Raw genomic sequence first — 25,802 nt, forward strand, 5'->3', positions numbered from 1 at the left:
GGAGCCATGAGCACCCCGCTGCGCGTCATCCAATGGACCACCGGCAACATCGGGCAGCGCTCGCTGCACGCCATCATCGGCCGTCCCGACATGGAGCTGGTCGGTGTCTACGCCCACGGGAAGAACAAGGTCGGGGTGGATGCCGCGGAGCTGGCCGGCTGGCCGGAACCGACCGGGATCACCGCCACCGATGACGTCGACGCCCTGATCGCGCTCAAGCCCGACGCCTGTTGCTACAACCCGCTGTGGCCCAGCATCGACGAGTTGGTCCGACTGCTGGAGGCCGGGATCAACGTGTGCTCCACGGCCGCCTGGATCACCGGCGGCAAGCAGACGCGTGAGGACCTCAAGCGCATCGACGACGCCTGCCGGGCCGGGAACTCGACGATGTTCGGCAGTGGCGCGCACCCCGGACTGACCAACATGATCGGCATGGTGCTCTCGGGGGCGTGCGAACGGGTCGACGAGATCCGGATCACCGAATCGGTGGACTGCTCGACGTATGAATCCGCGGACACCATGGCGGCGATGGGCTTCAGCCAGGACCCGGCCACCCCCGGCCTGGCCGAGAGCGTCCGCCGGGAAAGTGAGGTGTTCGCCGAGTCCGCGGCCATGATGGCCGACGCGATCGGCGCGCAGCTGGACAGGATCACCTTCGACGTGCAGTTCACCGCCGCGACCGGCGACAGCGACCTGGGCTTCATGCAGATCCCGGCCGGAACCGTGGGAAGCGTCTTCGGCTATCACCGCGGCTGGGTGGGGACGCGCAACGTGGTCAGCGTGGGATTCAACTGGATCATGGGCAGCCACGTCACCCCGCCCAAGCCGGTGGCGCACGGCCACGTGATCCAGGTGTTCGGGCTGCCGAACATGCGCACCGTCATCAACTGCCTGCCGCCCACGGACTGGAGCGAGCCGAACCTCAACGGCTTGGGTTCGATCTACACGGCCATGCCGGTGACCAACGCGGTGCCCGCGGTGGTCGCGGCCGCGCCGGGCATCGTCACGCTGGCCGACCTGCCGCCGATCACCGGCCGCAGCGCCGCAAGCTGAGCCGCCGAATTACACCGGGCGGTTAGCGAGGCTCGACGCAGGAGAGCCGAAGCTGGACCGCCGAATTACACCGGGCGGTTGGCGGTGATCGCCCCGGACGCGGCGTCGATGGTGACGTCGTGTTCGACCAGTTCGGTGTCCCAGACATCGGCGTCCCACACCACGGTGCCGTTCATGTCGAGCAGGCTCAGCTCGGTGATCGAGCCGTCGGGCACCGCGGTCAGCACCTTGCCCACCGCGGCACGGTAGTCCAGGTGGGCGCCGTCCACATTGGCGCGACGCTTGGCCTTGTCGGCGTCGCTGTCGTCGGTGACAGCCGGGCCGACCAGCACCGACACCCCGTCGGATCCGATCTTGAGTTGCCGTTCGGTGCCGTCCGGGGTGACCACCCGCGCCTTCCAGGTTCCGGCGTCGGTGCTTTGACTCTCGATGAAGATCAGCACGCTGGCGGGCACCTGCGAAACGGCGAGGGCACCCGCCCGCAGCAGGGTGTGTGGATCCGGCGGCGCATCCGGACCCGACCAGGACGCCCCCGGCGTGGTCGACTCCCCCGATTTCGCGCCGGACCTGCCGTTGCCGCTGCAACTGGCCAGCGCCAGCGCTACCACGATGACCACTGCGCCGAATCGGACGCCATTCACCAGACCGTGCATCAGCGGCCATGCTACTGAAAGGCCGGCGGCGGTGCCGACCGACCGGGCAGTTGGGAAATCGGTGCGCCCGGCGTGGGCACCCGGTGCGATCGTTAGCCAAGCGAAGGTTATGCTGCCCGAGGGCGAAATTCGCGGCGGCCTTCGACGATTCCGGCGAGGCCGGAACAAACTCTCCGCTGCCGGCGTTCGACCGCACTATGGACCAGCGGAAGGCGGTGATATGAAAAGGATCCCGATCGCCGCGTTAGTCAAGAGGCACTGGATTCCGCTGGTCTTCATCGTGGTCATCTTCATATCCGGTGTGATCGTCACCCGGCTGCACAAGGTGTTCGCCTCCGAGGACCTCAATCCGCACGCCGGCGCCGGTATCGAGATCGTGCAGTTCAACCCCAAATACGTCGCCTACGAGGCATTCGGCCCGCCGGGCACCCGCGCCGACATCAACTACTGGGACGCCGAGGCCAACGTCCACCAAATCAACGACGTGCCGCTGCCGTGGTCCTACACCGTCGTCACCGTGCTTCCCGCTGTGCAGGCCAACATGATCGTGCAGGGCAACACCGGTGAGATCGGCTGCCGGATCAAGATCGACGACCGGCTGCTCGATGAGCGACGCGCCTCGGGGCTGAACGCCCAGACCTTCTGCCTGGTGAAGTCCGGATGATCAAACGTATCCGGGCGCAGCTCGACCAGCAGCAGGACCCGCACGTCAAACGGCCGTTCTTCGCCCATATGCTGCGCATTTTCGCGGTGCCGATCATCATCGCCTGGATCGTGCTCACCGTCCTGGTGAACGTCCTCGTGCCCCAGTTGGAAGTGATCTCCGAGGAGCATTCGGCCCCGCTGGCGCCGACGGACGCGCCGTCGATGATCGCCAGTCAGCTCGTCGGCGAGAATTTTCAGGAATACAAGTCCAACAGCACCGTGATGATGGTCGTGGTCGGCGAGGAGGAACTCGGCGAACCCGCCCACCACTACTACGACGAAATCGTCAAGAAGCTGGTCGCCGACAAGGACCACGTCGAGCATGCGCAGGACTTCTGGCGTGACCGCCTGACCGCGGCGGGCGTGCAGAGCTCAGACGCCAAAGCGGCCTACATCATGCTGAACCTGGTCGGCAATCAGGGCATGACCGAGGCCAACGATTCGGTGGTCGCGGTCCGCAAGGCCATCGACGACACCCCAGCCCCGCCAGGAGTGCAGGCCTACGTCGCCGGCCCGGCAGCGCTGACCGCGGACCTGCGGGAGATCGGCGACGCCAGCCTGGTCAAGATCACCCTGTTCACCATCGCCGCCATCGCGATCATGCTGCTGATCGTCTTCCGGTCCATCTCAGCGATGCTGACCCAGCTCTTCCTGACGTTGCTGGAACTGATCTGCGCCCGCGGTGTCGTGGCCTTCCTCGGGTTCAACAACGTGATGGGCCTGACGACGTTCGCGGTGAACATCATGGTGATGCTCGCGATCGCCGCCGGCACCGACTACGGCATCTTCCTGATCGGCCGTTATCGCGAGGCCCGGCTGGCCGGCGAGGAGCGGGTCGACGCCTACTACACCACCGTGCGCAGTGTCACCCCCGTCGTGTTGGGGTCCGGACTCACCATCGCCGGGGCATCGGCGGTGTTGTATTTCACCCGGCTGCCCTACTTCCACACCATGGGCATCCCGGTCTCGGTGGGCATGATTGTCGTGGTCGCCGCCGCCCTCACCCTGGGACCGGCCATGCTGGTGGTGGTCACCAGCTTCGGGCTGCTCGACCCCAAAAAGACCAAGCGGGGCGGGTTCTGGCGCCGCGCCGGGGTGTCGGTAGTGCGCTGGCCGGGTCCGATCGCGGTGGCCAGCCTGGCGATCATCATGGTCGGGCTGGTCGCCCTGCCCGGGTTCAAACCCGGCTACGACGACCGCAAATACCTGCCGAAGGACACCCCGGTCAACGTCAGTTATGCCGCCGCCGAGAAACATTTTTCGGCCGCCCGGATGGCCCCGGACATCACCATGGTGACCTCGGATCACGACATGCGAAACCCGGCGGACATGCTGGTGCTGGATCGGGTCGCCAAGAACATCATGCGGGTGCACGGTATCGCCATGATCCAGGACATCACCCGGCCGTTGGGGATTCCGTTGCAGCACAGCTCTATTCCATTCCAGCTCAGTGCGTCCAACCAGCTGATGATCCAAAACATGAAGACGCTCAAGGACCGGATCAAGGACATCGACACGATCTCCCAGCAGCTCGACAAGGACATCGAGTTGCTGATCCAGATGTACGGCTACCTGCAGGAGGTCGACCGGACCTTCGACGACACCGCCGAGGTCACCGAGCGCACCGTGGAGGTCTCCGACCAGATCCGCGACCACCTCGCCGACTTCGACGACCAGTTCCGGCCGCTGCGCAGTTACTTCTACTGGGAGCCGCACTGCTTCGACATCCCGATGTGCTGGGCGCTGCGGAGCACCTTCGACACCACCGACGGCGTCGACCAGCTCACCGAGCACCTGCACCAACTGTCCGCCGACATCGCCAAGACGGCACGCCTGCTGCCGCAGGCGGTCGAGTTGCTCCCGGCCGTGGTCGACACCATGAAGATCATGCGCGGGCTGGTTCTGACCGTGCATTCCACGTTCTCGGCGTTCGTCAACCAGATGGAGGATCTGAGTAACACCCAGATCATGATGGGCCAGAGTTTCGACGACTCGAAGAACGACGACTTCTTCTACCTGCCCGCGGAAGCATTCGACAACAAGGACTTCCAGACCGGCCTGCGGCTGTTCATGTCACCGGATGGCAAGTCGGCGCGCTTCTTCGTCACCCACCAGACCTACCCGGCCACCGAAGAGGGCATCGCCCGCGTCGAGCCGGAGCGCACAGCCGCGCAGGAGGCCCTCAAGCAGTCCTCGCTGTCGGACGCCAAGGTGTATGTCGGCGGGATGGCCGCCCTCTACAAAGACATGCACGACGGCGCCGAATTCGACCTGATGATCGCGGTGGTGGCGTCGCTGACCCTGATCTTCTTGATCATGATGATCATCACCCGAAGCCTGGTGGCCGCGGTGGTGATCCTGAGCACCGCATCCAGTTCGATCGCCGCGTCCTTCGGCATCTCGGTGCTGATCTGGCAACACATCTTCGGCCAGCACATCTACTGGGTGACCCTGGTGTTGGCGGTGATCGTGCTGCTGGCGGTCGGCTCGGACTACAACCTGCTGCTGGTCTCTCGCTTCGAGGAGGAGATCCACGCCGGGCTGAAGACCGGCTATATCCGGGCGATGGCCGGTAGCGGCGGCGTGGTGACCTCGGCCGGTATGGTCTTCGCCGCGACCATGGGCATCATGTTCTTCAGCGATCTCAAGGCGATCGGCATGTACGGCACGACCGTGGCGATCGGATTGCTGCTGGACACCTTCGTGGTCCGCGCATTTTTCATGCCGTCGATCGCCACGCTGTTGGGCAAGTGGTTCTGGTGGCCTCAGGTGGTCCGGCCGTGGGGGCCCAACAAGAACATCCGCGGGATCGCGGCACACACACCGCACGACGGGCCGTCCGTCACCAACGCCGACACCGACAGATTCGCAGCGCCGACGCAGTAACGGTTCAGTTGCGCTGGACCACTCCGGTATCGACGTCCACGCACACCGCGACCGCGCCCGCCCCGACATGAAGCGCCAAAGTCGGTCCCAGGCCCGTGATGACGGCCGGCTCGCAGGCCGGCAACCGCTCGGCCAGCACGCCGGCCACGTCCTGCGCCCCCTGCGGATTGGCGACGTGATGTACGGCCAGCGCGGCCCGGCGATCACCCACCACGTCGCAGACCCGGTCGATCATCGACGTCACGGCCTTACTGACGGTGCGGATACGCTGTGCCAGTACGAGTTTCCCGTCGTCTACGGCCAACAGCGGCTTGAGGGACAGCGCGGTGCCCAGCCAGGCGGCCGCACTGCCGATTCGGCCGCTGCGCCGCAGGTTGTCCAGTCGGTGCACGACCAGGTAGGCGTGTCCGCGCTGCACGGCCGCCTCCGCAGCGGCCGCCACACCGTCCAGATCGGCACCGCCGGCGGCAGCGCGGGCGGCGGCCAGCGCCACGAATCCGGTGCCCATCGCCGCAGACTTCGAGTCGATGACCCGCACCCCTGCGCCGATCTGGGTCGCGACGTGCTCGGCGGTGCCGAACGTGCCGGACAACGCCGAGGAGATGTGGATCGCCACCACGCCGGCACCGCCGCTGTCCGCCAACCCTTTCCGATAGGCGCCGGTCAGTTCCTCCGGGTTGGTGCCGGCGGTGCTGGCGCCCTCACGGGCGTAGATATCCTCGGGCACGTCATCGATGCCGTCGCGCAGGTCGGCGCCGTCGAGCAGAATGTGCAACGGCACCACCCGGATACCCCACCGCTGGAGCATCTCGGCGGGCAGGCACGCCGAGGAGTCGGTGACCACGGCAACGGCCGGGCCGGTCATTACGCCTGCCCGGGCACGCCGGCCTCGGCCAGCGCCTTGAGCATCAGTTCGGCGACGGCCCGGTGCGCTTCGAAGTTCCAATGGATGCCATCGGGGTTCGCCCGCCCGCTCATGACCTCTTCGGCCACCGCCAATTTCAGATCGACCAGCGCAACGTCGTTCCGCTGCGCCCATTGCGTGATCGCCCGCACCGTCGGCTCGCGCCCCTGGTGGGCGCGACCATAGGTGTCGGCGATGTGGACCGAGGGCAGGCAGGCCACAATAGGGATCCCTGGCCTGTTGAAATCGATTGCTCCCCTGGTCATTTCGAGATAGTCGGCGGACAAGTTCGGTGGCAGTGCCGCTCGGGCCAGCGGTGAAAGCCGGGGCTGCAGCCAGCCATAACCGTCGCGGACCCAACGTCGCAGCCGGGGCGGCCGCACATACCGGATCAGCTCGCGCAGTGCGGTCGGCCACACCGAGGGCAGCGAATCCATCCCGCCAGTGGCGATGACGACGGCCCCGGCCCGGGGCAGAGCGGCCCAGGCACGCGGATCCTGAGTGGCCGCCCACCACACGTCCCGGCTGGTCCAGCCGATCCGTCCGATCAACTCGACTTCCCAACCCAGCTGAGCCCCAACGATGTTCGGCCATATCCGCGGGTCGTCGGCCGGCAACCCGCCGGTGGGCCCGTAGTACGACAGTGAATCGGCGAAGATCAGCAGCGTCGGGCGGGTTGCAGAGGAGAACGCCGGTTCAGAGGACATCGCTGGCCACCTGCGCTGAAGCGTTCCAGACGTCCAGACGCCATCGCACATCGGCGAAGCCGCCACCATCGGAGTCATCGGAGTACCCGCTGAGCTGGGTCCAGCTGGCGTTGGCCATCCCGCCCAGCACCGGCCAGTTCTCGACCGGAAGGCGCAGCAACGCAGCGGTCAGGGCGGCGATCAGGCCGCCGTGGGCGACCAGCACCACCGGCCGGTCGGCATCCGCGGCGCTCCCCCAGACCGGCTCGCCGGCTATCAACTCGGCGACCAGCGGTTCGCTGCGTGCGGCCACATCCACTCTGCTCTCCCCACCGTGCGGAGCCCATCGCGCGTCGTCACGCCAGGCCAGCCGGGCGCCCGGGGCCACCGCGTCGACCTCCTCGTGGGTCAGGCCCTGCCAGTCCCCCAGGTGCGTTTCGCGCAGTCGGGTGTCCACCCGGACCTGCAGGCCGTTGTGCTCGGCCAGGACCGTCGCGGTGTCGTAGGCGCGCCACAGATCCGACGACACGATCAACAGCGGATGGCGCTTGCGCAGTACCTCGGCCGCCGCCTCCGCCTGCGCGCGGCCCAGATCGCTCAGAACGGTGTCCAATTGACCTTGCATCCTGCTGCCGGCATTGAACTCGGTCTGGCCATGGCGCAACAGAATCAGCCGGCGGACCCTCACGACGCATCCTCCGGCGCCGGTTCAGCGGCTGCGTCCTCGAAGTCCACCGGTACCAGGGGGCAGTCCTTCCACAGCCGGTCCAGCGCATAGAAGTCCCGCTCGTCCTGGTGCTGAATGTGCACGACGATGTCGACGTAGTCCAGCAGCGTCCAGCGCCCCTCCCGGGTGCCCTCGCGGCGCGCCGGTTTGTACCCGGCCAGCCGCATCTTCTCCTCCACCTCGTCAACGATGGCGTTGACCTGGCGTTCGTTGGACGCCGAGGCGATGACGAAGCAGTCGGTGATGACCAGCTGGGCCGACACGTCGATCACGACGACATCGGTGCCGAGTTTCGAGGCGGCGGCCACCGCGGCCACCGTCGCCATGTCGATCGCTTCGGGGGTGGCTGTCATGAGTTGTTCCCGGCGGCCAGGCCGGTGGATTGGCCGACGGCCTTCTTCGCGCCCGGACCATCGCTGGCGCGGTAGAGCCGGCGCTTGGACACGTACTGCACGACACCGTCGGGCATCAGGTACCACAGCGGTCGACGCTGCTCGGCACGTCGGCGGCAGTCCGTCGACGAGATTGCCAATGCCGGGATCTCCACCAAGGTCAACGCGTTCTCCTCCAGTTTGCCGAGCACGCTGGTGATGTGGTCGTGCCGCAGCTCGAATCCGGGCCGGCTGACTCCGACGAAACGCGCCAAGTCGAACAGCTCCTCCCAGCCCTGCCAGGACAATATGGATGCCAACGCGTCGGCACCGGTGATGAAATACAGCTCGGAGTCGGGGTTCAGCGCGTGCAGGTCCCGCAAGGTGTCGCGGGTGTAGGTGGGGCCGGCACGGTCGATGTCCACCCGGCTCACCGAAAAGCGTGGATTGGACGCGGTGGCGATCACCGTCATCAGGTAGCGGTCCTCGGCCGCGGAGACATGCCGATCCTTCTGCCAGGGCTGACCGCTGGGCACGAACACGACCTCGTCCAACGCGAACTTGTGGGCTACCTCGCTGGCCGCAACCAGGTGGCCGTAGTGGATGGGATCAAACGTCCCGCCCATCACCCCCAGCCGGCGTAGCCCCTCATGCATGGTTCGCCAGCTTACTGGACCAGCGGAAACGGCTCTCGCCAGACGGTCGCCACAGGTCGGCGCGATTGCTGAGGCGAAGCAGCACGCGATCGTGTAGAAGAGGGCTGTGGAGAATTTTCCGCCGCCATCGGGCGATGTCACGCAGTCGGCCAGGGACGCCCTGCTGCGGCGTTTCTATACCCGGGCGCGGATCGGTGGCCAGATAGTGCTGCCGGCCGTTCCGAGCATGCTGGACGAATACGTGTCGATGTGCGACCGGGTGTTCGCCGGCCTGGGCAAGCGCTTCAACGACGCCGAGCTCGCCCATCTCAGAGGAGTGCTGGAGGGCCAACTGACCGCCGCTTACACGGCATCGCCGCGCTCGAACATCGTCATCTCCTATGACGCCCCGATCGGCCTCACCCTCAACTACACGGTCCGCGCCGAATGGGCCTCGATCTCCGAGGCCTACGAGCGCTGGCTGGCAACGCGGGAGCCACCGCTGTTCGGCACCGAGCCCGATGCCCGGGTCTGGCAGCTGGCTTCCGAAGCCGACGATCCAACCGCTGTCCGCGTGCTCGAAATCGGCGCCGGCACCGGGCGTAACGCCCTGGCGCTGGCACGTCGCGGGCACCCGGTCGACGTCGTGGAGATGACCCCGAAGTTCGCCGAGATCCTTACCGGTGAGGCGGTCCGGGACTCGTTGGACGTGCGCGTCATCGTGCGGGACGTATTCGTCGATGCCGACGACCTGCGCGACGACTACCAGCTGATCGTGCTCTCAGAGGTGGTGACCGATTTTCGGTCGACGCAGCAGGTGCGCAGCATGTTCGAGCTCGCCGCCTACCGTCTGAGCCCCGGCGGGCGGCTGGTGTTCAACGTGTTCCTGGCGCGTGAGGGCTACCACCCCGACGATGCCGCGCGCGAGTTGTGCCAGCAGGTGTACTCGAGCTTGTTCACCCGTGACGAAATATCCGCCGCGGCAGCGGGCTTACCGCTTGCGCTCCTTGCCGACGAGTCCGTGTACGAGTACGAGCAGGCGCACCTGCCCGCCGGCGCCTGGCCGCCCACCAGCTGGTACACCGACTGGGTCAGCGGGCTCGACGCGTTCCGGACCTCACGCGAGGAGAGCCCGATCGAATTGCGCTGGTTGGTGTTCGAGCGGACGCGCTGACCCGCCGGCGAGTAGCCGCTTCAAAGCCTGGCGCGCACCGTATTTGACGCTGCCGTAACGATTTATTTGACGCCGGAAAGATCCTCGCCCCGAGGGAACCGCGAGTAACTTAGTTCGCACGCAGTTGTCCGGGGAGGTCGAAGCTTTTGCGCATGACGGCTGAATCTTCTTCCACGTGGCCGATCATCGGCCGCGACGGCGAGCTGCGTGAGGCATTGACGGCCCTCGAACCGGATTCGGGGTTCCAGGGCGTCGCACTGGTCGGCGACAGCGGGGTCGGCAAATCGACGCTGGCCCGTGCGCTCGGGGCCCGGCTCACCGCGGACGGGCGCAGCGTCCGATTTGTGCTGGGCACCCAGACCGGGCGTGACGTACCACTGGGGGCGTTCTCCCGGTCGGTGACCGTCGATGCCGCCCACGAGCCGGCAGCGATGTTGGCGGCCGCACACCAGAATTTCGCCGTCGTGGACAACCCGCTGATCGTCGTCGACGACGCCCAACTGCTCGATCCGTTGTCGGCCACCCTGGTCTACCAGCTTGCCGCCGAAGGCACGGCGCAACTGATCCTGGTGGTCCGATCAGGCGAGACGCTTCTCGACGCGGTGACCGCACTGCTCAAAGAACGCCTGCTGTGGAACATGCGTATCAACCCGTTCACCCGCGAACAGACCGGCGAGCTGGCACGTCGCGTCCTCGGTGGTGCCGTCAGCCCGCAAGTGATCAACCGGCTGCACGATCGAAGTGGAGGAAGTCCTCTGTATCTGCGCGGGCTACTGCGGGGCGGCCGGCAGAACGGTGTCCTCGTGGAAGACGAGTACGGCTGGCAGCTCAGGGGTTCGCTGCACCCGGACCAGGAACTGTCGGCCCTGCTTGAGTTTCGGCTCCAGTCCCTGCGTCCGGAAGAACTGGAGGCACTAGAGATCCTGGCGACCGCCGAGTTGCTGGATTGGGAGGTCTTCCGCGAACTCTGTTCGCCGGAAGCCGTTTCCGAGCTGGAACACCATCGACTGATTCACCTGGCTTGCGACGGCCGGGGAACGCTGGTGCAGGTGACCCATCCCATTTTCGGCGAAGCGGTGCTGGAGCGTGTCGGGGTGGTGCACTCGCGCCGGCTCAACGGGGTGCTGTTCACTGCCTTCGACAAGTACCTGCGCAAAGGCGGCAGGCGCTTGCGGTTGCCCGACGTGCGCGGCAAGATCCGGATGGCCCAATTCATGATTCGCAGTGACCTGGATCCCGACGTTGATCTGATCCTAGGCGCGGCGGTCAAAGCGGCGGCCATGTCCAACCTGGGCCACGCAGAAGAACTGGCCCGCTTCGTCTTTGACCGCGACGGAGGTTTGCCCGCGGCACTCGTTCTCGCAAACGCACTGTGTTGGCAAGGCCGTGGCGACGACGCCGAGGAGGTACTGACCGATGTCGACCTCGACGGTGCCGATGAAGCGTCGGTAGTCCAGTGGGGCTGTGTTCGCGCGTCGAACCTGTTCTGGAACTGCGGTGAAATCGATTCGGCGTGCCAGGTTCTGGCCGAGGTGCGGGATCGTGCCCACTCGGAAGTGAGCGCCGAGCTGATCCACGCCCTCGAGGTGGCGTTCGCGTTCTTCACCGGCGATCTCACCATGACGATCCGGGCCGAACCGCAGTTCTGCGCGGAGGAGGTGTCGCCGGCGGTAACGGTATTGACCGCCCTGTCAACCGCGCATGCGCTGGCCAAAGCGGGGCGCTTCGATGAGGTCGCCAGAATCGCCGACATAGGTTTGCGGGCCGCCGCACGCGGTCGCTCGGGCACTATTCAGTTCAACCTCGGTATCGCCGAAGTCATGGCGCTGGTCACCGCTGGTGACTACTCCGCGGCCGAGCTGGCCGCTGAACGCTATGCCACCATGGCCGCCGGCGTGCCCGAACCGGATGCGATGGCCGGGGTGCTGTTCGGCTTGGTGCACCTGGCACGGGGCCGATTACCCTTGGCGTGCTCGGTGCTTGAGGACTCGGTACCGGTATTGTCGGGCGCTGCCCCCTCACTGTGGCCGATGCTGGCGACCGCTTGGTGCGCCCAAGCGGAAGCGGCGCGGGGAAACGCTGTGTCGGCTTCGGTCGCACTGCGGCATTGCGAAGAAGCCTACGGGCCGCAAATCGCCGCATTCCAGCCGGAACTCGAGCTGGCCCGAGCTTGGGAACGGGCATCGCACGGCCAGACGTCTGAGGGCAGAGCCCACGCGCTGCGGGCGGCGCAGCGCGCCCGGCGATCCGGGATGCTCGCTGTGGAGTTGCGGGCGTTGCACACCGCAGTCCGATTCGGCGACCCGACACATGCGGATCGGTTGGCAGAGCTTGCCGAGACGTTGGCCACCCCGTTGTCGGAGGCGGTTGCTGCCCACGCTCGCGGCCTAACCGACCAAGATGGCGACCTGTTGAGCACCACGTCGGACAGATTCGCGGCCATGGGTGCGTTCGCATTCGCCGCCGATGCAGCGGCCCAGGCGTCGGCCGAGTACGCCCGCAGCGGTCAACGCGGCAAGCAATTGGAGGCGTCGACCCGAACCCAGTGGTTGGCGGGTCAGGGCGATATCCACACTCCGGCAGTCGCGGCGGCGACTCAGCCCCTGCCGATCACCGCCCGCGAGCGCGAGATCGCGATGCTGGTGGCCGCGGGCCTGCCCAATCGTGAGATCGCCGCCCGGCTCTCGGTCTCGGTGCGCACCATCGATGGGCATCTGTACCGGATGTTCGCCAAACTCGGGATCGAGCGGCGCGACCAGCTGATCCGGCTGCTCAACGGCGTCCAGTCGGAGGCCTGAACCCAATACCGCCGGCACTCATGACGCGACCACGGTCGCCGGATTCGAGTGTCCGACGACCGTGGTCGTGTTGTCGGCCTCAGCCGACCATCATGCGGGCGGCGGCGGTGTCCCGTCAGGACCGGCCGTACCGTTGGCACCCGGCGTCGTACCGGAACTGCCGCCGGAACCGTTTCCACCCCCGTCGGTCCCGGTACCGCCGGTACCGCCGCCGCCGACCGCACCCCCGGCCCCGCCCGAGCCGCCGTGACCGCCGACCCCGCCGAGCGCGGCGTTGGTGGCGTCGCCACCGGCACCACCGTCGCCACCGTCGCCACCGTCTTGGCCGGTGCCGCCGTTGCCGCCGGCCCCGCCCCCGGTGCCGAAGACGCCCGCACCGCCGGTTCCCCCGGCACCGCCGCTGCCTCCGGCGCCACCGGTGCTGCCGGTACCGCCATCGCCACCGTTACCGGTGCCATTGGCGTCGCCGCCGTCGCCGCCGGTGTTGGTGCCTCCTGCCGTGCCGCCGTCGCCGCCCCGACCACCGTCACCGCCGAAGCCGGTCCCGGCCGCGGCCGCACCGCCGGTGCCGCCGGTGCCGCCGTTACCCCCGCCACCGGACTTCCCGGCGTTGCCGCCGGCCCCGCCGCTACCGGTCGAGGAGACCGTGGTGCCGGTGGTGTTACCGCCATCGCCGCCGGCACCTCCAGCGTTGCCGGTGCCGCCGGTGCCGCCGGCGCCGCCGTCACCGGCTGCCTGCCCGCCGCCCCCGGCGTTGCCCTCTCCGCCGGTGCCGCCGTTACCGCCGAGCCCGCCGCTGCCGACGTTGCCGCCATTGCCGCCTGCACCGCCGTCACCGTTAACCGAGTCGCCGCCGGTTCCGCCGTTGCCGGTCGGGGTGATGGGCATGTAGCCGACGTTTCCGCCCGCCCCGCCGGCTCCGCCCGCACCGGCGACCTGACTGGCGGAGGCGTTGCCGCCGTTGCCGCCTTGGCCGCCGCCGGCTGCGATTCCGGAGTCACCGCCGTTACCGCCGGCGCCACCCGTACCGGATCCCGCGGCGCTACCCCCGTTGCCGCCGTCGCCGCCGAGACCGGCGAACCCGCCGGCGCCGCCTTGGCCGCCGTCAGCACCCGGACTGACCGCGGTGGCTGCGCCGCCGTTGCCTCCGGTGCCGCCGGTGGCCACACCGTTGCCGCCCTTTCCGCCGTTACCGCCGGCCCCGCCGTTGCCGGTCGCGCCGAGGGCATTGCCGCCAGCACCGCCCTTCCCGCCGATTCCGCCGGCGTTGGTGCCGCCGGCGCCGGCCGCGCCGGCCTGGTCGCCGCCGTTGCCGCCGTTGCCGGCGACCGCGGCGCCGTTGCCGCCGTTACCGCCGTTGCCGCCGGCCCCGCCGTCACCAGCGACAGAGTCACCACCGGCACCGCCATTGCCTCCGTTGACGATTCCGACGTAGTCCCCGTTGTTCAAGCCGAGACCGCCATTGCCGCCAGAGCCGGTGCCGTTGCCGTTGCCGCCGTTACCGCCGCTACCGAACTGACCGCCGTTACCGCCGAGTCCGCCCTGCCCGCCGGTTCCGGTGCCGTCGGCCTTGCCACCGGTACCACCGGTACCGCCGATACCGCCGTCACCGGAGTTGCCGCCTGAGCCGCCGCTGCCGTTGGCGTCGGTGGCGTTCGAGCCGTTGCCGGCGTCGCCGGCCTTCCCACCGTCACCGCCGTTGCCGCCGGCGCCGCCGTCGCCGGAGCCCAGTGCCTGACCGCCGGTGCCGCCACCGCCGCCGGCGCCGCCGTAACCGCTGTCACCGCCGTTCTGGCCGGGACCGCTGGGTCCGGAGTTGCCGTCGGTACCGTTGCCGCCGAGACCGCCGACGCCACCGTTGCCGCCGGCGCCACCGTTGCCGGTGCCCGCGCCATCACCGCCGGTACCGCCGGCGCCGGCAGCGCCGCCCGTGCCGCCGCCGTGTCCGGCGGTGCCGGCCGCGACCGGACCGCCGTTGCCGCCGGCACCGCCGTCACCGCCGTCACCGGCAGCGCCGCCATTGCCTTGGACACTGACGTCACCGCCATCACCGCCGCCGCCGCCGGTGGCACCCAGCGAGCCCACCCCGGTGTTCGAGTTGAAGCCGGTGTCACCGCCGTTGCCACCCTTGCCGCCGGACCCGCCGGTGCCCGTGGCGGTGGCGCCACCGCCGCCGCCGGTGCCACCGAGGCCACCGAAGCCGCTCACGCCGCCATCGCCACCGGCGCCGCCGTCACCGCCGCCGCCGCCGTTGCCAGTCGTGGTGGCGCCGCCGGCACCGCCGTTAGCGCCCGGTCCGGCGTTGCCGGTGCCGAATCCGTTGCCGCCGGCGCCGCCGTCGCCGCCGTCACCGCCGTTACCGGTAACCGCGGTACCGCCCTGGCCGCCGATGCTGCCGCCGGTGCCGTTGGTGTTGCCCGCGGTGCCGCTGCCGCCGTTACCGCCGTTGCCGCCGTTACCGCCGTTGCCGGTCGTGGTGTTTCCGCCGGCGCCGCCTGCAGCGCTGTTACCGGCGACACCGCCAGCGCTGTTGCCGCCGGATCCGCCGTTACCACCGCCGCCGCCGTTGCCGGTAATAGCGCCACCACCGCCGCCGCCGGCCTGGCCGTTACCACCGGCAGCCTGGTTGAGGCCCCCGCCGCCGGACCCACCGTTACCGCCGTTGCCGCCGTTGCCGGTGCCGACGGTGCTCCCGCCGGCCCCGGCGCCGCCGCCGTCACCACCGCTGCCGCCGACGCCGGTGCCCAACCCGCCGTTTCCGCCGTTACCGCCGTTACCGGCGTCGCCGTGGATACCGGGCCAGGTGATGTTGCCGCCGGTGCCGCCGGTGCCACCGGCGCCACCGGTACCCACGCCGCCGTTGTTGAAGCCGTCGCCGGTGCCGCCGTTGCCGGCATTACCGCCGTTGCCGGCGTTACCGGGGCTGAACCCGTCGTTGCCGCCGCCGTCGCCGCCATCGCCGCCCTGGCCGCCGGCGACGCCACCAAGGCCGCCGTCGGCGCCGTCGCCGCCGTTACCGGCGTTACCGTGCCCGACAACGGTGATCTCGCCACCGTCACCGCCGCTGCCGCCGTTACCGCCGGTGGCCCCGCCGTTGTCGCTGCCGCCCAGGCCGCCGTCGCCGCCGTCGCCGGCGTTACCGAAGTTGGCGGAGTTGCCGCCCTTACCGCCGTCGCCGCCATTGCCGCCGTTAGCGCCCACCGTCGGTAGGCCTAAGGCGTCACCGCCGTCACCGCCGTTACCGGCGTTGCCGATCGTGGTGTTACCACCGTCCCCGCCGTCACCGGCGTTCGCGCCGTTGAAGCCGGTCCCGCCGTTGGCGCCGTCACCGCCGTTACCGTTTTGGCCCAGGGTCCCCCCGGCACCGCCGTCACCGCCGTCACCACCGTCACCGGCATCGTTACCGGTCCCGGAGTTGTTGGCACCCACCGCGCCGTTACCGCCGTTACCGGCGACATGAGAGACCCCGCCGGCGCTGCCATCGCTGCCGCCGTGCTGACCGTGGGTACCGGCCGCACCGCCGATCGTGCCGGCGTCCCCGCCGTTACCGCCACTGCCACCGTCACCACCGGGCGTGTTGTTGGTCGCGCCGTCCCCACCGTTGCCGCCCGCACCGGCATTCCCGCCGTTGCCGCCGTTGCCGCCGATCCCGAGCCCCCCGGTGAGGTTGGTGACGGGAACGCCACCGCCGTCACCACCGTGTCCACCGCCACCGCCGATCCCGCCGTCGCCGCCGTTGCCGCCGTCATCACCGGTACCGGGCTCACCGTTGGCGCCGGTCCCACCGGTGCCACCGGTACCGCCGTCACCGCCGTTACCACCGTGGCCACCGGAACCGGCCAAGGTGCCGGCCACACCACCCTGACCGCCGTCACCGCCCTTACCGCCGGTACCGCCGACCATGCCGTTGCCGTTGGAGAAGACCCCACCGGTCACACCCTGGAAGCCGTCACCGCCCTCGCCGCCGGTACCGCCGTTGCCGTAGGTCCCACCGGTGCCGCCGTCACCGCCATGGCCGCCATCGAGATGCGCAGCGTTACCGGCGGCACCCGCACCACCGGCACCACCGTGTGCCAGGCCCGGTGTCGGCACGCCGCCGTCGGCGCCGTCGTTACCGGCGCTGCCGCCGATGCCGCCGGTTCCGGCCGCACCACCTTCACCGCCGTTACCGGCAACGGTTCCCGGCGTGCCGGCGTTACCACCCGCACCGCCCGACCCGTCGCCGTACTCCCCGTTGACACCCCAGATGCCGGCCGCGCCGTCGCCGCCGTTGCCGGCCGCGCCGGCATTACCGCCGGCACCGCCGTCACCGCCATCGCCGTTGAGGCCGTCGCTGTACCCGGCGGCCTGAGCCTGACCACCGTTACCGCCGGTACCACCGGCACCACCATCCGCGCCAGCACCGCCGGCACCACCGTTACCGCCCGCACCGTTGTTCACTCCGGCCACGCCCTGGGTGCCGGTGTTGCCCTGCGCGCCGTCACCGCCGGCACCGCCTTGACCGCCCGCACCGGCGTTGCCGCCGTTTCCGGCTAGCGCGCCGCCCAGACCGCCGTCGCCGCCAGCACCACCGGCACCACCGATCTGCCCTGCTGCACCAGCGGCGCCGTCGCCACCGGCACCACCGCTACCGCCGTTACCCTTCGAGCCGCCGTCACCGCCGTTACCGCCGGCCCCGCCAGCGGCGCCCGGAGTGGTCGGGCTGAAGCCGTTCTGACCATCGCCGCCATTACCGCCGCCGGTTCCGTCCGCGCCGGCCGTCCCGGCCTTGCCACCGCCACCGGCGCCGGCCGCCCCACCGGCCCCGCCTTTACCGACGTCACCGCCGTCACCGCCGTTACCGCCGTTGAGGTGGGTGGCGTTGGAGAGCGCGCCGTCGCCGCCGTTGCCGGCCGAGCCACCCGAGCCGCCCGCACCGCCGTTGCCGGCGTGGGCTCCGAGGAAGTTCAGCCACCCGGTGGCGGCGCCGCCGGCGCCACCGGCACCACCGTTGCCGCCGTCGCTGCCGTCTTGGCCGGCGCCATCGACACCGCCGCTGCCGGCGACACCCCACACGCCGTTGTCACCGTCGCTGCCGGCTAGACCGGCGCCGCCGCTGCCGCCGTCGCCACCGCTGCCGAAGATCGAACCGCCGGCGCCACCGTCACCACCGTCCGCGCCAGCACCACCGTCACCACCGTCACCGCCGTCGCCCCAGAAGTTGGCGTCGCCGCCGTTTCCGCCGGCCACACCGGCCATCGTGCTGTCCCAGCCGTTACCACCATTGCCGAACAGCCAGCCACCGTCCTGGCCATCCGGGTCCGCGGCCGTCCCCGCCTCACCGTTGCAGATGAACCCGCAACTGTCCGCCGACGCCCATGCCGCGCCCAGTGGGTTGATCACGTTGGTGTCGACCCAGTCGCCGAACTGGGTGCCGATCCAGTTGGTGCTCACCCAGGAGTTGACGTCGCTCATAAACGAGTTGAACGCGGCATCCAGCCCGAATGGGTCGGCCGCCGCGGTTCCTGCGGTGGCATCGAACGCCGCGGCGTCGAACAGCGATGACCAGGCCACCGGGTCGACGAAGGAGCCCCAGTCGATGCCGTCGTACGGCAGAGCCCACATTGAGGGGTCGAACAGGTCATCCAGACCGAAGTCGTCGGCGTGGGCCTGCGGTGTGAGCGCCAATGGCGTCATCCCGAACGTCAGAAACGCACTTACCGCCGCGCCAGCACCGGCGACGCGGCCGGCGCGGCGCGCCTTGCCCTTGGATGTGGCGTTCCGCTTCCCCGTGCGGTTCCTGTCAGACATCACAGACCTCCCCATAACAACGAGATGCTTAAAGCTCGCTAAGACGCCTTAGGCTATTTCGATGCTCTGCGGGGTTCATAGAGTAATGAACTACCCTATTTTTTCAGAGAAAGCCTGCTTGCTTACCCGCCCTCGGGGAGAGTGCGCAGTCGTCCGCCCTGCCCGATATGTCCACGGGAAAGACGCACATCGGCGGCCGGCGGGGTAAGGGCTTCAGACCGGCAGGAGCTGGTCGATGACCCCGGCCAATTGCTTGGCCGACCGGCACTCGTGCATGGCGATGACATCCTCATACCGCGGTACCGCGGAATCCCCACTGCCCCACAGATGCCGAGGCTCGGGGTTGAGCCAGTGCGCATGACGGCTCGCGGTCACCAGGTGGCTCAGCACGTCCGCCCCGGGGTCCCGGTAGTTGGTGCGACCGTCGCCGAGCACCAGCAGCGCACTGCGTGGCGAGACCACGCTCGGGTATTTCTCGACGAACGAGCCGAAGGCGTGGCCGTAGTCGGAGTGGCCGTCGCGGGTGTAGACCCCGGACTCCCGGGTGATCCGTTGGATGGCTACCGCCAGGTCGGCCTCCGGCCCGAACAGATGCGTCACCTCATCGGTGGTGTCGATGAACGCGAAGACGCGAACTCGTGAAAACTGTTGGCGCAGCGCATGTACCAGCAGCAAAGTGAAGTGGCTGAACCCGGCGACCGAACCAGACACGTCGCACAACACCACCAGCTCGGGCCGGGCGGGGCGCGGCTTGCGCAGCACCACGTCGATCGGCACCCCACCGGTGGACATCGATTTCCGCAGGGTCTTGCGCAGGTCGATGGTGCCGGCGCGTGAGCGTCGCCGGCGCGCGGCCAGCCGGGTGGCCAGGGTGCGGGCCAGCGGCGCCACCACCCGGCGCATCTGGCGCAGTTGTTCGCCCGAGGCACGCAGGAACTCGACGTTCTCGCTCAGTTGCGGGATGCCGTACATCTGCACGTGCTCGCGGCCCAACTGTTCGGCGGTGCGCCGCTTGGTCTCGGCATCGACGAGCTTGCGCAGCGCAGCGACCCGTTGTGCGGCCATCGCCTTGGCGATCTGCTCCTGGGTGGGGCTGGGTTCGTCGCCGTAGGGCGCGAGCAGCCCGGCCAGCAGCCTGCCTTCCAACTCGTCGAGCGCCAGTGCCTTGAGCGCCTGGTAGGCCGAGTAGGACGGGCCGCGGCTGGAACGGTACTGCCCGTAAGCACCGACGATCGCGGCGATCATCGCGGACAACCGCGGATCGGTGTCGGCGAGATCGGGATTGGCGGTCAACAGATCGACCAGCATCGCCCGCATGTCCTCGGCGTCCTCCGGCAGTGGCACGTCATCGGCCGACTGCGCCTCATCGGAGGTCACCACCGTGCGCCCGCCCAGTGCGGCGGGGAACCACAGGTCGAACATGGCGTCGTAGGTGTCGCGGTGGTCGGGCCGGCGCAGCACCGCGCAGGCCAGCCCTTCCCGCAGTACCTCCCGATCACCCAGCCCGATCGCGGTCAGCACCCGCCCGGCGTCGACGGTCTCTGACGGGCCCACCGAAATCCCCTGCCCGCGCAGCGCTTCCACAAACCCCACGAGGTGCCCCGGGATACCGTGCGGGGCAAGGGGTTGCGCTGGGCGGATACGGCGAACCATCAGTTCAGTCGCAGTTCCCCGGATGCGCGCACCTGATCGGACTGGTGTTTGAGCACGACCCCGAGGGTGGCGGCCACGGTGGCGTCATCGATGGTGTCCATGCCCAGAGCCAGTATGGTTCGGCCCCAGTCGATGGTCTCGGCCACCGAGGGAACCTTCTTGAGCTGCATGCCGCGCAGTACGCCGATGATGCGCACGAGTTCGGCGGCAAGGTGCTCGGGCAACTCGGGTACCCGAGAGAGCAGGATGCGCCGTTCCAGGTCCGGGTCGGGGAAGTCGATGTGCAGGAACAGACAGCGGCGCTTGAGCGCCTCGGACAGCTCTCGGGTGGCGTTGGAGGTCAACACCGTGAACGGCGTCCGGGTCGCGGTGATGGTGCCCAGTTCCGGGACGGTGACCGCGAAGTCGCTCAGCACCTCCAGCAGCAGGCCCTCGATCTCGATGTCGGCCTTGTCGGTCTCGTCGATCAGCAGCACCGTGGGGTCGGTGCGCCGGATCGCGGTCAGCAGCGGGCGCGACAGCAAAAACTCCTCGGAGAACACGTCCATCTTGGTGGCGTCCCAGTCCTCGCCCGGCCCAGCTGTGTTACCGGACTGAATACGCAGGATCTGCTTGGCGTGATTCCACTCGTAGAGCGCCCGGGCCTCGTCGACGCCCTCGTAGCACTGCAGTCGCACCAGCCCGGCACCGGTGGCCGCGGCCACCGCGCGGGCCAGTTCGGTCTTTCCGACGCCGGCCGGCCCCTCCACCAGCAGGGGTTTGCCCAGCCGGTCGGCCAGGAACACCGCGGTGGTGGTGGCGGTATCGGCCAGGTAGCCGGTCTCGGCCAGCCGGCGGCCCACGTCGTCGATGTCGGAGAACAACGAGGCGTGCTGAGCGGGGGTGGCGGGAATGGCGGGCTTTTCCATGCGGGATACGGCTCCTTAGACGGGACGGGTGTGGCCGTCACCCCACACGATCCATTTGGTCGACGTGAGCTCCGGCAGGCCCATCGGACCGCGGGCATGCAGTTTCTGGGTGGAGATGCCGATCTCGGCGCCGAAGCCGAACTGCTCGCCGTCGGTGAACGCCGTCGAGGCGTTGACCATGACCGCGGCGGCGTCGACCTGCTCGCTGAACCGCTGGGCGGCGGCCATGTTGGTGGTGATGATGGCCTCGGTGTGGCCGGTGCCGTATTCGTTGATGTGGTCGATCGCGTCCTCGAGCCCGTCGACCACCGAAAGCGCGATGTCCATTGTCAGGTACTCGCGGCGCAGGTGGTCTTCGGCGGCGGCGTCGTCGGCGTCGCCGTGCACTGTGACACCGGCGGCGGTCAACGCGTCCACCAGTCGCGGCAGCGCGGAGGCGGCGATGGCCCGGTCGATCAGCAGGGTCTCGGCGGCGTTGCAGACACTGGGCCGCCGAATCTTGGAGTTCAGCAGCACCTGTTCGGCGACGGCGAGGTCGGCGGCCTCATGGACGTAGACGTGGCAGTTGCCGACACCGGTCTCGATGGTCGGCACCAGCGCGTCGCGCACCACGGCCTCGATCAGCCCGGCCCCGCCGCGCGGAATCACTACGTCGACCAGCCCGCGGGCCTGGATCAGGTGGGTGACGCTTGCACGGTCGACCGACGACAGCAGCTGCACGGCGTCGGCGGGCAGATCCTCGTCGGTCAGGGCACCTCGCAGGACATCGACCAGGGCTCGGTTGGAGTGTGCCGCCGAGGAACTGCCGCGCAGCAGCGCGGCGTTGCCGGACTTCAGCGTCAGCCCGAATGCGTCCACGGTGACGTTGGGCCGGCCCTCGTAGACCATTCCCACCACGCCGAGCGGAACCCGCTGCTGGCGCAGCTGCAATCCGTTGGGCAGGGTATAGCCGCGCAGCACCTCACCGACCGGATCGGGCAACCCCGCCACCTGCCGCAGCCCGTCGGCGATCCCTTCGACACGCTGGCTGTTCAGTGCCAGCCGGTCCAGCATCGCCTCCGGGGTGCCGGCGGCCCGGGCGGCGGCCAGATCTTCGGCGTTGGCCGCCAGAATGTCATCCGAGTGGGCCAGCAACGCGTCGGCAGCGGTGTTCAGCGCACTGTTCTTGGCCGCGGTCGACAACGCCGTCAGCGCGCGGGAGGCGATCCGGGCTCGGCGGGCGGCGTCGTGGACCTCTTGGCGCAGGTCGGGAAGCACAGGGACGCTCATCGTCCCAGCGTATCGGCGAACGTCGAATCCGGCGAAACGGCCCCGGCGGAGACCGCCCGCCGGCGCTGGTCGATGATCCGGCCCAACTCCTGCAGCAACAGCGGCTTGGCCATCACCAGTTCCTCGACATGTTCGCGGTCGATCACCACCGCGGTCACTTCCTCCAGCGCGTATGCGTCGAACTGACTGGCTTGCCGGGTCAGCGTGGTGACGCCGAGAAAAGCGCCGTGCCGCAGCGTGGCGTCCGGGACGGCCGGATCGGCGCAGGTGATCCGAACGCTGCCTTCGGCCAAAAAGGTCATCGTGGTCGGCACATGGCCCGCCTGTTCGAGTGCTTCTTCGGCGCCGTAGCGCACCACGGTGGCGTACGGCGCCAGGGCCTGCTGGTCTGCGTCGGTCAGCCGCAACGCGGGTGCCACCACCGTCCGCAGTGCCTCGGCCACCCGCTCCGGTGTGGAGAACTCGTCGTATGCGTCATCGAGATGCAGGCCTTCCCGCCGGGAGGCGTACCAGAGCCACCGCAGGAAGGTGGCTTGCGCCGCACCGTCGTCACTCGGGGAGTCGAGCGCGATCGTGGTCCGGTATTCGCCGCCACCCAGCGCCACCGAAGCGGGCGCCTCCCCGGTGGTGCGCAGCGGCAGGGCCGCGGCAACCCGCGACAGCAGCGCACAGACCCGGTCCGGCGGGTCGGCGACGGCGAACGTCGTGGTGACCGCTGCCCGGTGCACACCGCCGGATCGGCTGATGTTGGTGAACGAGGTTCCGGCCAGCACCGAGTTCGGCGTGACCTGCAGCCCGCCCGAGGTACTGATGTGCACCGCACGCCAGTTCACTTCGACGACTTGACCGCGCGCCGTGGGGGTCACCAGCCAGTCGCCGATCCGGAACGGCTGCTCGAACAGCATGAACAGACCCGAGACGATCTGACCGACCGAATTCTGCAGCATCAGGCCGATGACTACCGAGGTCACACCCAGCGCCGTGAACAGGCCGCCGATCTTGGCGCCCCAGACGTAAGACAGGATCAGCGCCAGACCCGCACCGATCAGCAGGAAACGGGCGACGTCGACGAAGATGGTCGGGATGCGGCCTCGCCAGGAACCTTGCGGGGCGCTTTGGAAGAACGTGACATTGAGACCGGACAGCAGCAGCACCAGCAGCATGAAGCCGAACGCGGTATAGATGACCCGCACCATCGGGTCCTCGGCGGATACTTCGGCCACCGGTACCAGCAGTGCCAGCAACGCGCCCAGGGGCACCAGATAATTGCGGACCAGCGCCACCGGGCGGGCCAGATAGCTGCCGCGGCGCGTCAGCGCCACATGCCATTCGGTGAGCAGGGTCAGGCTTGCGGGCAGCCCGACCGCGACACCGACGGCCCAGTAAAACCACGGCCCCAAGATGTTCACGGGTTCTCCGACAATCGCCAGGTCTGCTGCTCGGCTCCCCCGATGGTCACGGTGCCGGCCGGGACGAACTCCTCGCTGTCATCGAGCATCTCGCGCACCACGGCGGTGACGTAGATTCCGGGTTCCGATGTGGCCCTGCGCAACTGGTAGGTGAGGTTGACGGCCGAGCCCCACAGATCGTAGGTGACTCCGGATCGGCCCACCAGGCCGCTGACGACCTCCCCGGTGTTGACGCCGGCCCACAGGCTCAGCCGGTGACCGGTTTTGGCGTCGAAGCGATCGACGATCCGCTGCATCTCCACGGCGAACTCGACGATCCGGTGCACCCCGTCCAGGCGTGGGGTGGTCAGGCCGCACCCGGCGAGATAGCCGTTGTACATGGTGCGGATCCGTTCGACACCAACGACTTCGGCCGCCGCGTCGAACTGCCTGACCAAGTCGTCCACCATCGTCACCAGTTCGTTCGCCGAGACCTCGGATGACAATTCGTCGATGCCGTGCAGTTCGGCGTAGACAACGCTGACATTGTGATGCTCCTGCGCGATGGCCTGTTCGCCCCCGCGGTAACGCTGCACCACCGATTCGGGCATCAGCGACAGCAGCAGCTCGTCGTTCTGTTTGCGCTGCTCGTTGAGCAACTCCTCCTTGGTCCGCAGGCTGCGGCTCATGTCGTTGAATGCCTGTGTGAGATCGCCGATCTCATCGCCCGCCCGGGTTGACACCGCGGCGCTGTAGTCGCCGGCGCTGATCCGCTGAGCCGCGTTCTGTAACCGCCGGATCGGTCGCAGGAACAGCCGGGCCAGCAGCATCGCCAGCACACAGATGACGAAGATGACCCCGGTGGTGGCCAGCACCACCCTCTTGCTGAACGAGGTGACCCCGGCATAGGCGTCGGAGTAGTCCCTGGTCGCCAGGAGCGACCACTGCAAGTCCGAGTTGGGTATGGTCAGCGGCGCATAGGCGACCAGTTCGCGCTTGCCCAGATAGTCGTATCCGGTGTTCAGCGTGCCGGTTTGGCCGCGTTGCGCGGCATGCAGACCTGGTGAGCCGACCGGCTGCACCAGGGTGGTGGTCCCCAGTTTCAGCGCCCTTTCCACCGTTGCCACCGCGGTCCCGGCCGCCACCGCCTCGCGGCGGTACTCCTGCGGGTCCTCCAGGAACAATCGCGAGTCGGAGCGCATCAGCTCGTCCGGTCCGGCGAGGTAGGTCTCGGTGGTGTACCCCAGCCCGGCCGCCTTCCAGTTGCGGTCGGCGGTCATGATCCGGTTGACCTTCGTGCTGGGCAGCGGCAGCGCCATCACGCCCTCCACCGTGCCCTTGTTGCCGACCGGCGACACCAGCCAGGCGGTGGGCGCGTCCAGGTAAGGCTGATACGGCTGGTAGTCGGTGATCCACACGAAGTTCACGGCGTTGGACGCCAGGGCCTTGCGGTAGGCGTCACGCAGAGTGGATTCGCGGTAGGGGCCGGTCAACACGTTGGTGCCCAGATCCACGCCCTTGTTCACGCTGTAGACGACGTTGCCCCGGGTGTCCAACAGCAATGCGTCCTGGTACTCGTTGCGTTTGACGATCTCGGCGAAGAAGCTGTCGAACTCGGCGTTCGCCGCCGACCATGCACTGCCGTCACCGGCGTCGCCCGGCTTCGTGACGCCCTCGGCGAAGCCCACGGTGTAGTGAGCCTGCAGGTAGCGCTGCGCGGTCGATGTCGGCATCAGCGCGGCGATGTCAGCCTCTTCTCCGGTCCGCTCGCCCAGCGCACCGACGAAGTGGTCCCGGTAATAGGTCACGATGGCCCGCTGCTGGTCGGGAGTGACTGCGGCACGACCGAGTTCGTCGAATCCAGCGGTGAAAGCCTTGAGCGCGTCGGCCGCGGTCGCTCCCCCGCTGAAAACGATCAGGGAGTTCGTCATCTCGGCGAACAAACCGGTCACCGCCCGGCGCTGCGCCTCCCGGGCCTGCACCAGCTTGCTCGTCGCTGCACGCTGCAGTTCGGCTGCGCCGTACTGGAACTCGACGAATCCGACCACCGCGACCGAGGCGATACTGGTCATCAGCAAGATCAGCATCAGCTTGGTCTGAATGCTGATCCGGGACGGCAACCGCCGGTGTCGTCGTTCATCGCTCGCGGTGGTGATCGTCGACGGTGCCGAGTCCACTCGGCCGCTCCCTTCCCCGGTTAGG

Annotated in this window: 17 protein-coding genes; 5 read left to right on the forward strand and 12 right to left on the reverse strand. The window is 68.7% G+C overall.

Annotated features, from left to right (window positions below):
* Positions 1-6 precede the first annotated feature (6 nt).
* Positions 7-1,053 carry an NAD(P)H-dependent amine dehydrogenase family protein gene (locus tag G6N23_RS13230; protein ID WP_085260292.1) on the forward strand — a complete coding sequence of 349 codons (1,047 nt, stop codon included), beginning with the start codon at positions 7-9 and terminating at the stop codon, positions 1,051-1,053.
* A gap of 65 nt (positions 1,054-1,118) precedes the next feature.
* On the opposite strand, the gene G6N23_RS13235 is transcribed toward G6N23_RS13230, so the two are convergent.
* The gene (locus G6N23_RS13235; RefSeq protein WP_085260291.1) at positions 1,119-1,706 is read right to left on the reverse strand and encodes a PepSY domain-containing protein; all 588 of its coding nucleotides are present in this window, start codon (positions 1,704-1,706) and stop codon (positions 1,119-1,121) included.
* Between the two features lie 220 nt (positions 1,707-1,926).
* Here G6N23_RS13235 and G6N23_RS13240 point away from each other — a divergent pair, with 220 nt between their 5' ends.
* Entirely contained in the window at positions 1,927-2,370 is a 444-nt protein-coding gene (locus G6N23_RS13240; protein WP_085260290.1) for an MmpS family transport accessory protein, read from the forward strand.
* Positions 2,367-5,297: an MMPL/RND family transporter gene (locus G6N23_RS13245; protein WP_085260289.1), complete on the forward strand. Its 2,931-nt coding sequence runs from the start codon at positions 2,367-2,369 to the stop codon at positions 5,295-5,297. Before G6N23_RS13240 ends, G6N23_RS13245 begins: the two co-directional genes overlap by 4 nt.
* Positions 5,298-5,301: 4 nt before the next feature.
* On the opposite strand, the gene G6N23_RS13250 is transcribed toward G6N23_RS13245, so the two are convergent.
* The 5 genes from G6N23_RS13250 to nadD are packed head-to-tail and all read right to left on the reverse strand — an operon-like array spanning position 5,302 to position 8,611.
* Positions 5,302-6,162 carry a DegV family protein gene (locus tag G6N23_RS13250; protein WP_085260288.1) on the reverse strand — a complete coding sequence of 287 codons (861 nt, stop codon included), beginning with the start codon at positions 6,160-6,162 and terminating at the stop codon, positions 5,302-5,304.
* Entirely contained in the window at positions 6,162-6,908 is a 747-nt protein-coding gene (gene octT, locus G6N23_RS13255) for a diglucosylglycerate octanoyltransferase (protein WP_085260287.1), read from the reverse strand. Before octT ends, G6N23_RS13250 begins: the two co-directional genes overlap by 1 nt.
* A complete protein-coding gene (gpgP, locus tag G6N23_RS13260) occupies positions 6,898-7,575 on the reverse strand; it encodes a glucosyl-3-phosphoglycerate phosphatase (RefSeq protein WP_085260286.1) in 678 nt (225 codons plus the stop codon). Before gpgP ends, octT begins: the two co-directional genes overlap by 11 nt.
* Complete coding sequence (rsfS, locus tag G6N23_RS13265; protein WP_085260285.1) at positions 7,572-7,967, reverse strand: ribosome silencing factor; 396 nt, start codon at positions 7,965-7,967, stop codon at positions 7,572-7,574. Before rsfS ends, gpgP begins: the two co-directional genes overlap by 4 nt.
* Entirely contained in the window at positions 7,964-8,611 is a 648-nt protein-coding gene (nadD, locus tag G6N23_RS13270) for a nicotinate-nucleotide adenylyltransferase (RefSeq protein WP_234808556.1), read from the reverse strand. The genes rsfS and nadD overlap by 4 nt, the downstream gene beginning before the upstream one ends.
* A 136-nt stretch (positions 8,612-8,747) precedes the next feature.
* Between nadD and G6N23_RS13275 the strand changes: the two genes are divergently transcribed.
* Positions 8,748-9,794: a class I SAM-dependent methyltransferase gene (locus G6N23_RS13275; RefSeq protein WP_085260283.1), complete on the forward strand. Its 1,047-nt coding sequence runs from the start codon at positions 8,748-8,750 to the stop codon at positions 9,792-9,794.
* A 152-nt stretch (positions 9,795-9,946) separates the two neighbouring features.
* Positions 9,947-12,592, forward strand: a complete 2,646-nt coding sequence (locus G6N23_RS13280) for a helix-turn-helix transcriptional regulator (RefSeq protein ID WP_085260282.1) — start codon at positions 9,947-9,949, stop codon at positions 12,590-12,592.
* Positions 12,593-12,682: 90 nt separating this feature from the next.
* Here G6N23_RS13280 and G6N23_RS22415 read toward each other — a convergent pair whose 3' ends face one another.
* The 6 genes from G6N23_RS22415 to G6N23_RS13310 all read right to left on the reverse strand — a co-directional run bounded on the left by G6N23_RS22415 (position 12,683) and on the right by G6N23_RS13310 (position 25,777).
* Positions 12,683-18,382: a PGRS repeat-containing protein gene (locus tag G6N23_RS22415; RefSeq protein ID WP_157997519.1), complete on the reverse strand. Its 5,700-nt coding sequence runs from the start codon at positions 18,380-18,382 to the stop codon at positions 12,683-12,685.
* A 213-nt stretch (positions 18,383-18,595) separates the two neighbouring features.
* Positions 18,596-20,038: a vWA domain-containing protein gene (locus tag G6N23_RS13290; protein WP_095173798.1), complete on the reverse strand. Its 1,443-nt coding sequence runs from the start codon at positions 20,036-20,038 to the stop codon at positions 18,596-18,598.
* Positions 20,035-20,943, reverse strand: a complete 909-nt coding sequence (locus G6N23_RS13295) for an AAA family ATPase (protein WP_085260280.1) — start codon at positions 20,941-20,943, stop codon at positions 20,035-20,037. Before G6N23_RS13295 ends, G6N23_RS13290 begins: the two co-directional genes overlap by 4 nt.
* A 15-nt stretch (positions 20,944-20,958) precedes the next feature.
* Positions 20,959-22,212, reverse strand: coding sequence for a glutamate-5-semialdehyde dehydrogenase (locus G6N23_RS13300; protein WP_085260279.1), 1,254 nt, complete (start codon positions 22,210-22,212; stop codon positions 20,959-20,961).
* On the reverse strand, positions 22,209-23,621 hold the full coding sequence (locus tag G6N23_RS13305; protein WP_085260278.1) for a mechanosensitive ion channel domain-containing protein: 1,413 nt from the start codon (positions 23,619-23,621) through the stop codon (positions 22,209-22,211). The genes G6N23_RS13300 and G6N23_RS13305 overlap by 4 nt, the downstream gene beginning before the upstream one ends.
* Complete coding sequence (locus tag G6N23_RS13310) at positions 23,618-25,777, reverse strand: adenylate/guanylate cyclase domain-containing protein (RefSeq protein WP_085260277.1); 2,160 nt, start codon at positions 25,775-25,777, stop codon at positions 23,618-23,620. The genes G6N23_RS13305 and G6N23_RS13310 overlap by 4 nt, the downstream gene beginning before the upstream one ends.
* Positions 25,778-25,802: the final 25 nt, after the last annotated feature.

This window comes from Mycolicibacter terrae (genome assembly GCF_010727125.1).
Classification (GTDB): Bacteria; Actinomycetota; Actinomycetes; order Mycobacteriales; family Mycobacteriaceae; genus Mycobacterium; species Mycobacterium terrae.

Excerpts from the sequence above, each read along its gene's own strand:
- G6N23_RS13230 (WP_085260292.1), top strand. The coding sequence starts at position 7 with ATGAGCACCCCGCTGCGCGTCATCCAATGGACCACCGGCAACATCGGG.
- G6N23_RS13235 (WP_085260291.1), bottom strand. The coding sequence starts at position 1,706 with ATGCACGGTCTGGTGAATGGCGTCCGATTCGGCGCAGTGGTCATCGTG.
- G6N23_RS13240 (WP_085260290.1), top strand. The coding sequence starts at position 1,927 with ATGAAAAGGATCCCGATCGCCGCGTTAGTCAAGAGGCACTGGATTCCG.
- G6N23_RS13245 (WP_085260289.1), top strand. The coding sequence starts at position 2,367 with ATGATCAAACGTATCCGGGCGCAGCTCGACCAGCAGCAGGACCCGCAC.
- G6N23_RS13250 (WP_085260288.1), bottom strand. The coding sequence starts at position 6,162 with ATGACCGGCCCGGCCGTTGCCGTGGTCACCGACTCCTCGGCGTGCCTG.
- octT (WP_085260287.1), bottom strand. The coding sequence starts at position 6,908 with ATGTCCTCTGAACCGGCGTTCTCCTCTGCAACCCGCCCGACGCTGCTG.
- rsfS (WP_085260285.1), bottom strand. The coding sequence starts at position 7,967 with ATGACAGCCACCCCCGAAGCGATCGACATGGCGACGGTGGCCGCGGTG.
- nadD (WP_234808556.1), bottom strand. The coding sequence starts at position 8,611 with ATGGGCGGGACGTTTGATCCCATCCACTACGGCCACCTGGTTGCGGCC.
- G6N23_RS13280 (WP_085260282.1), top strand. The coding sequence starts at position 9,947 with ATGACGGCTGAATCTTCTTCCACGTGGCCGATCATCGGCCGCGACGGC.
- G6N23_RS22415 (WP_157997519.1), bottom strand. The coding sequence starts at position 18,382 with ATGTCTGACAGGAACCGCACGGGGAAGCGGAACGCCACATCCAAGGGC.
- G6N23_RS13295 (WP_085260280.1), bottom strand. The coding sequence starts at position 20,943 with ATGGAAAAGCCCGCCATTCCCGCCACCCCCGCTCAGCACGCCTCGTTG.
- G6N23_RS13300 (WP_085260279.1), bottom strand. The coding sequence starts at position 22,212 with ATGAGCGTCCCTGTGCTTCCCGACCTGCGCCAAGAGGTCCACGACGCC.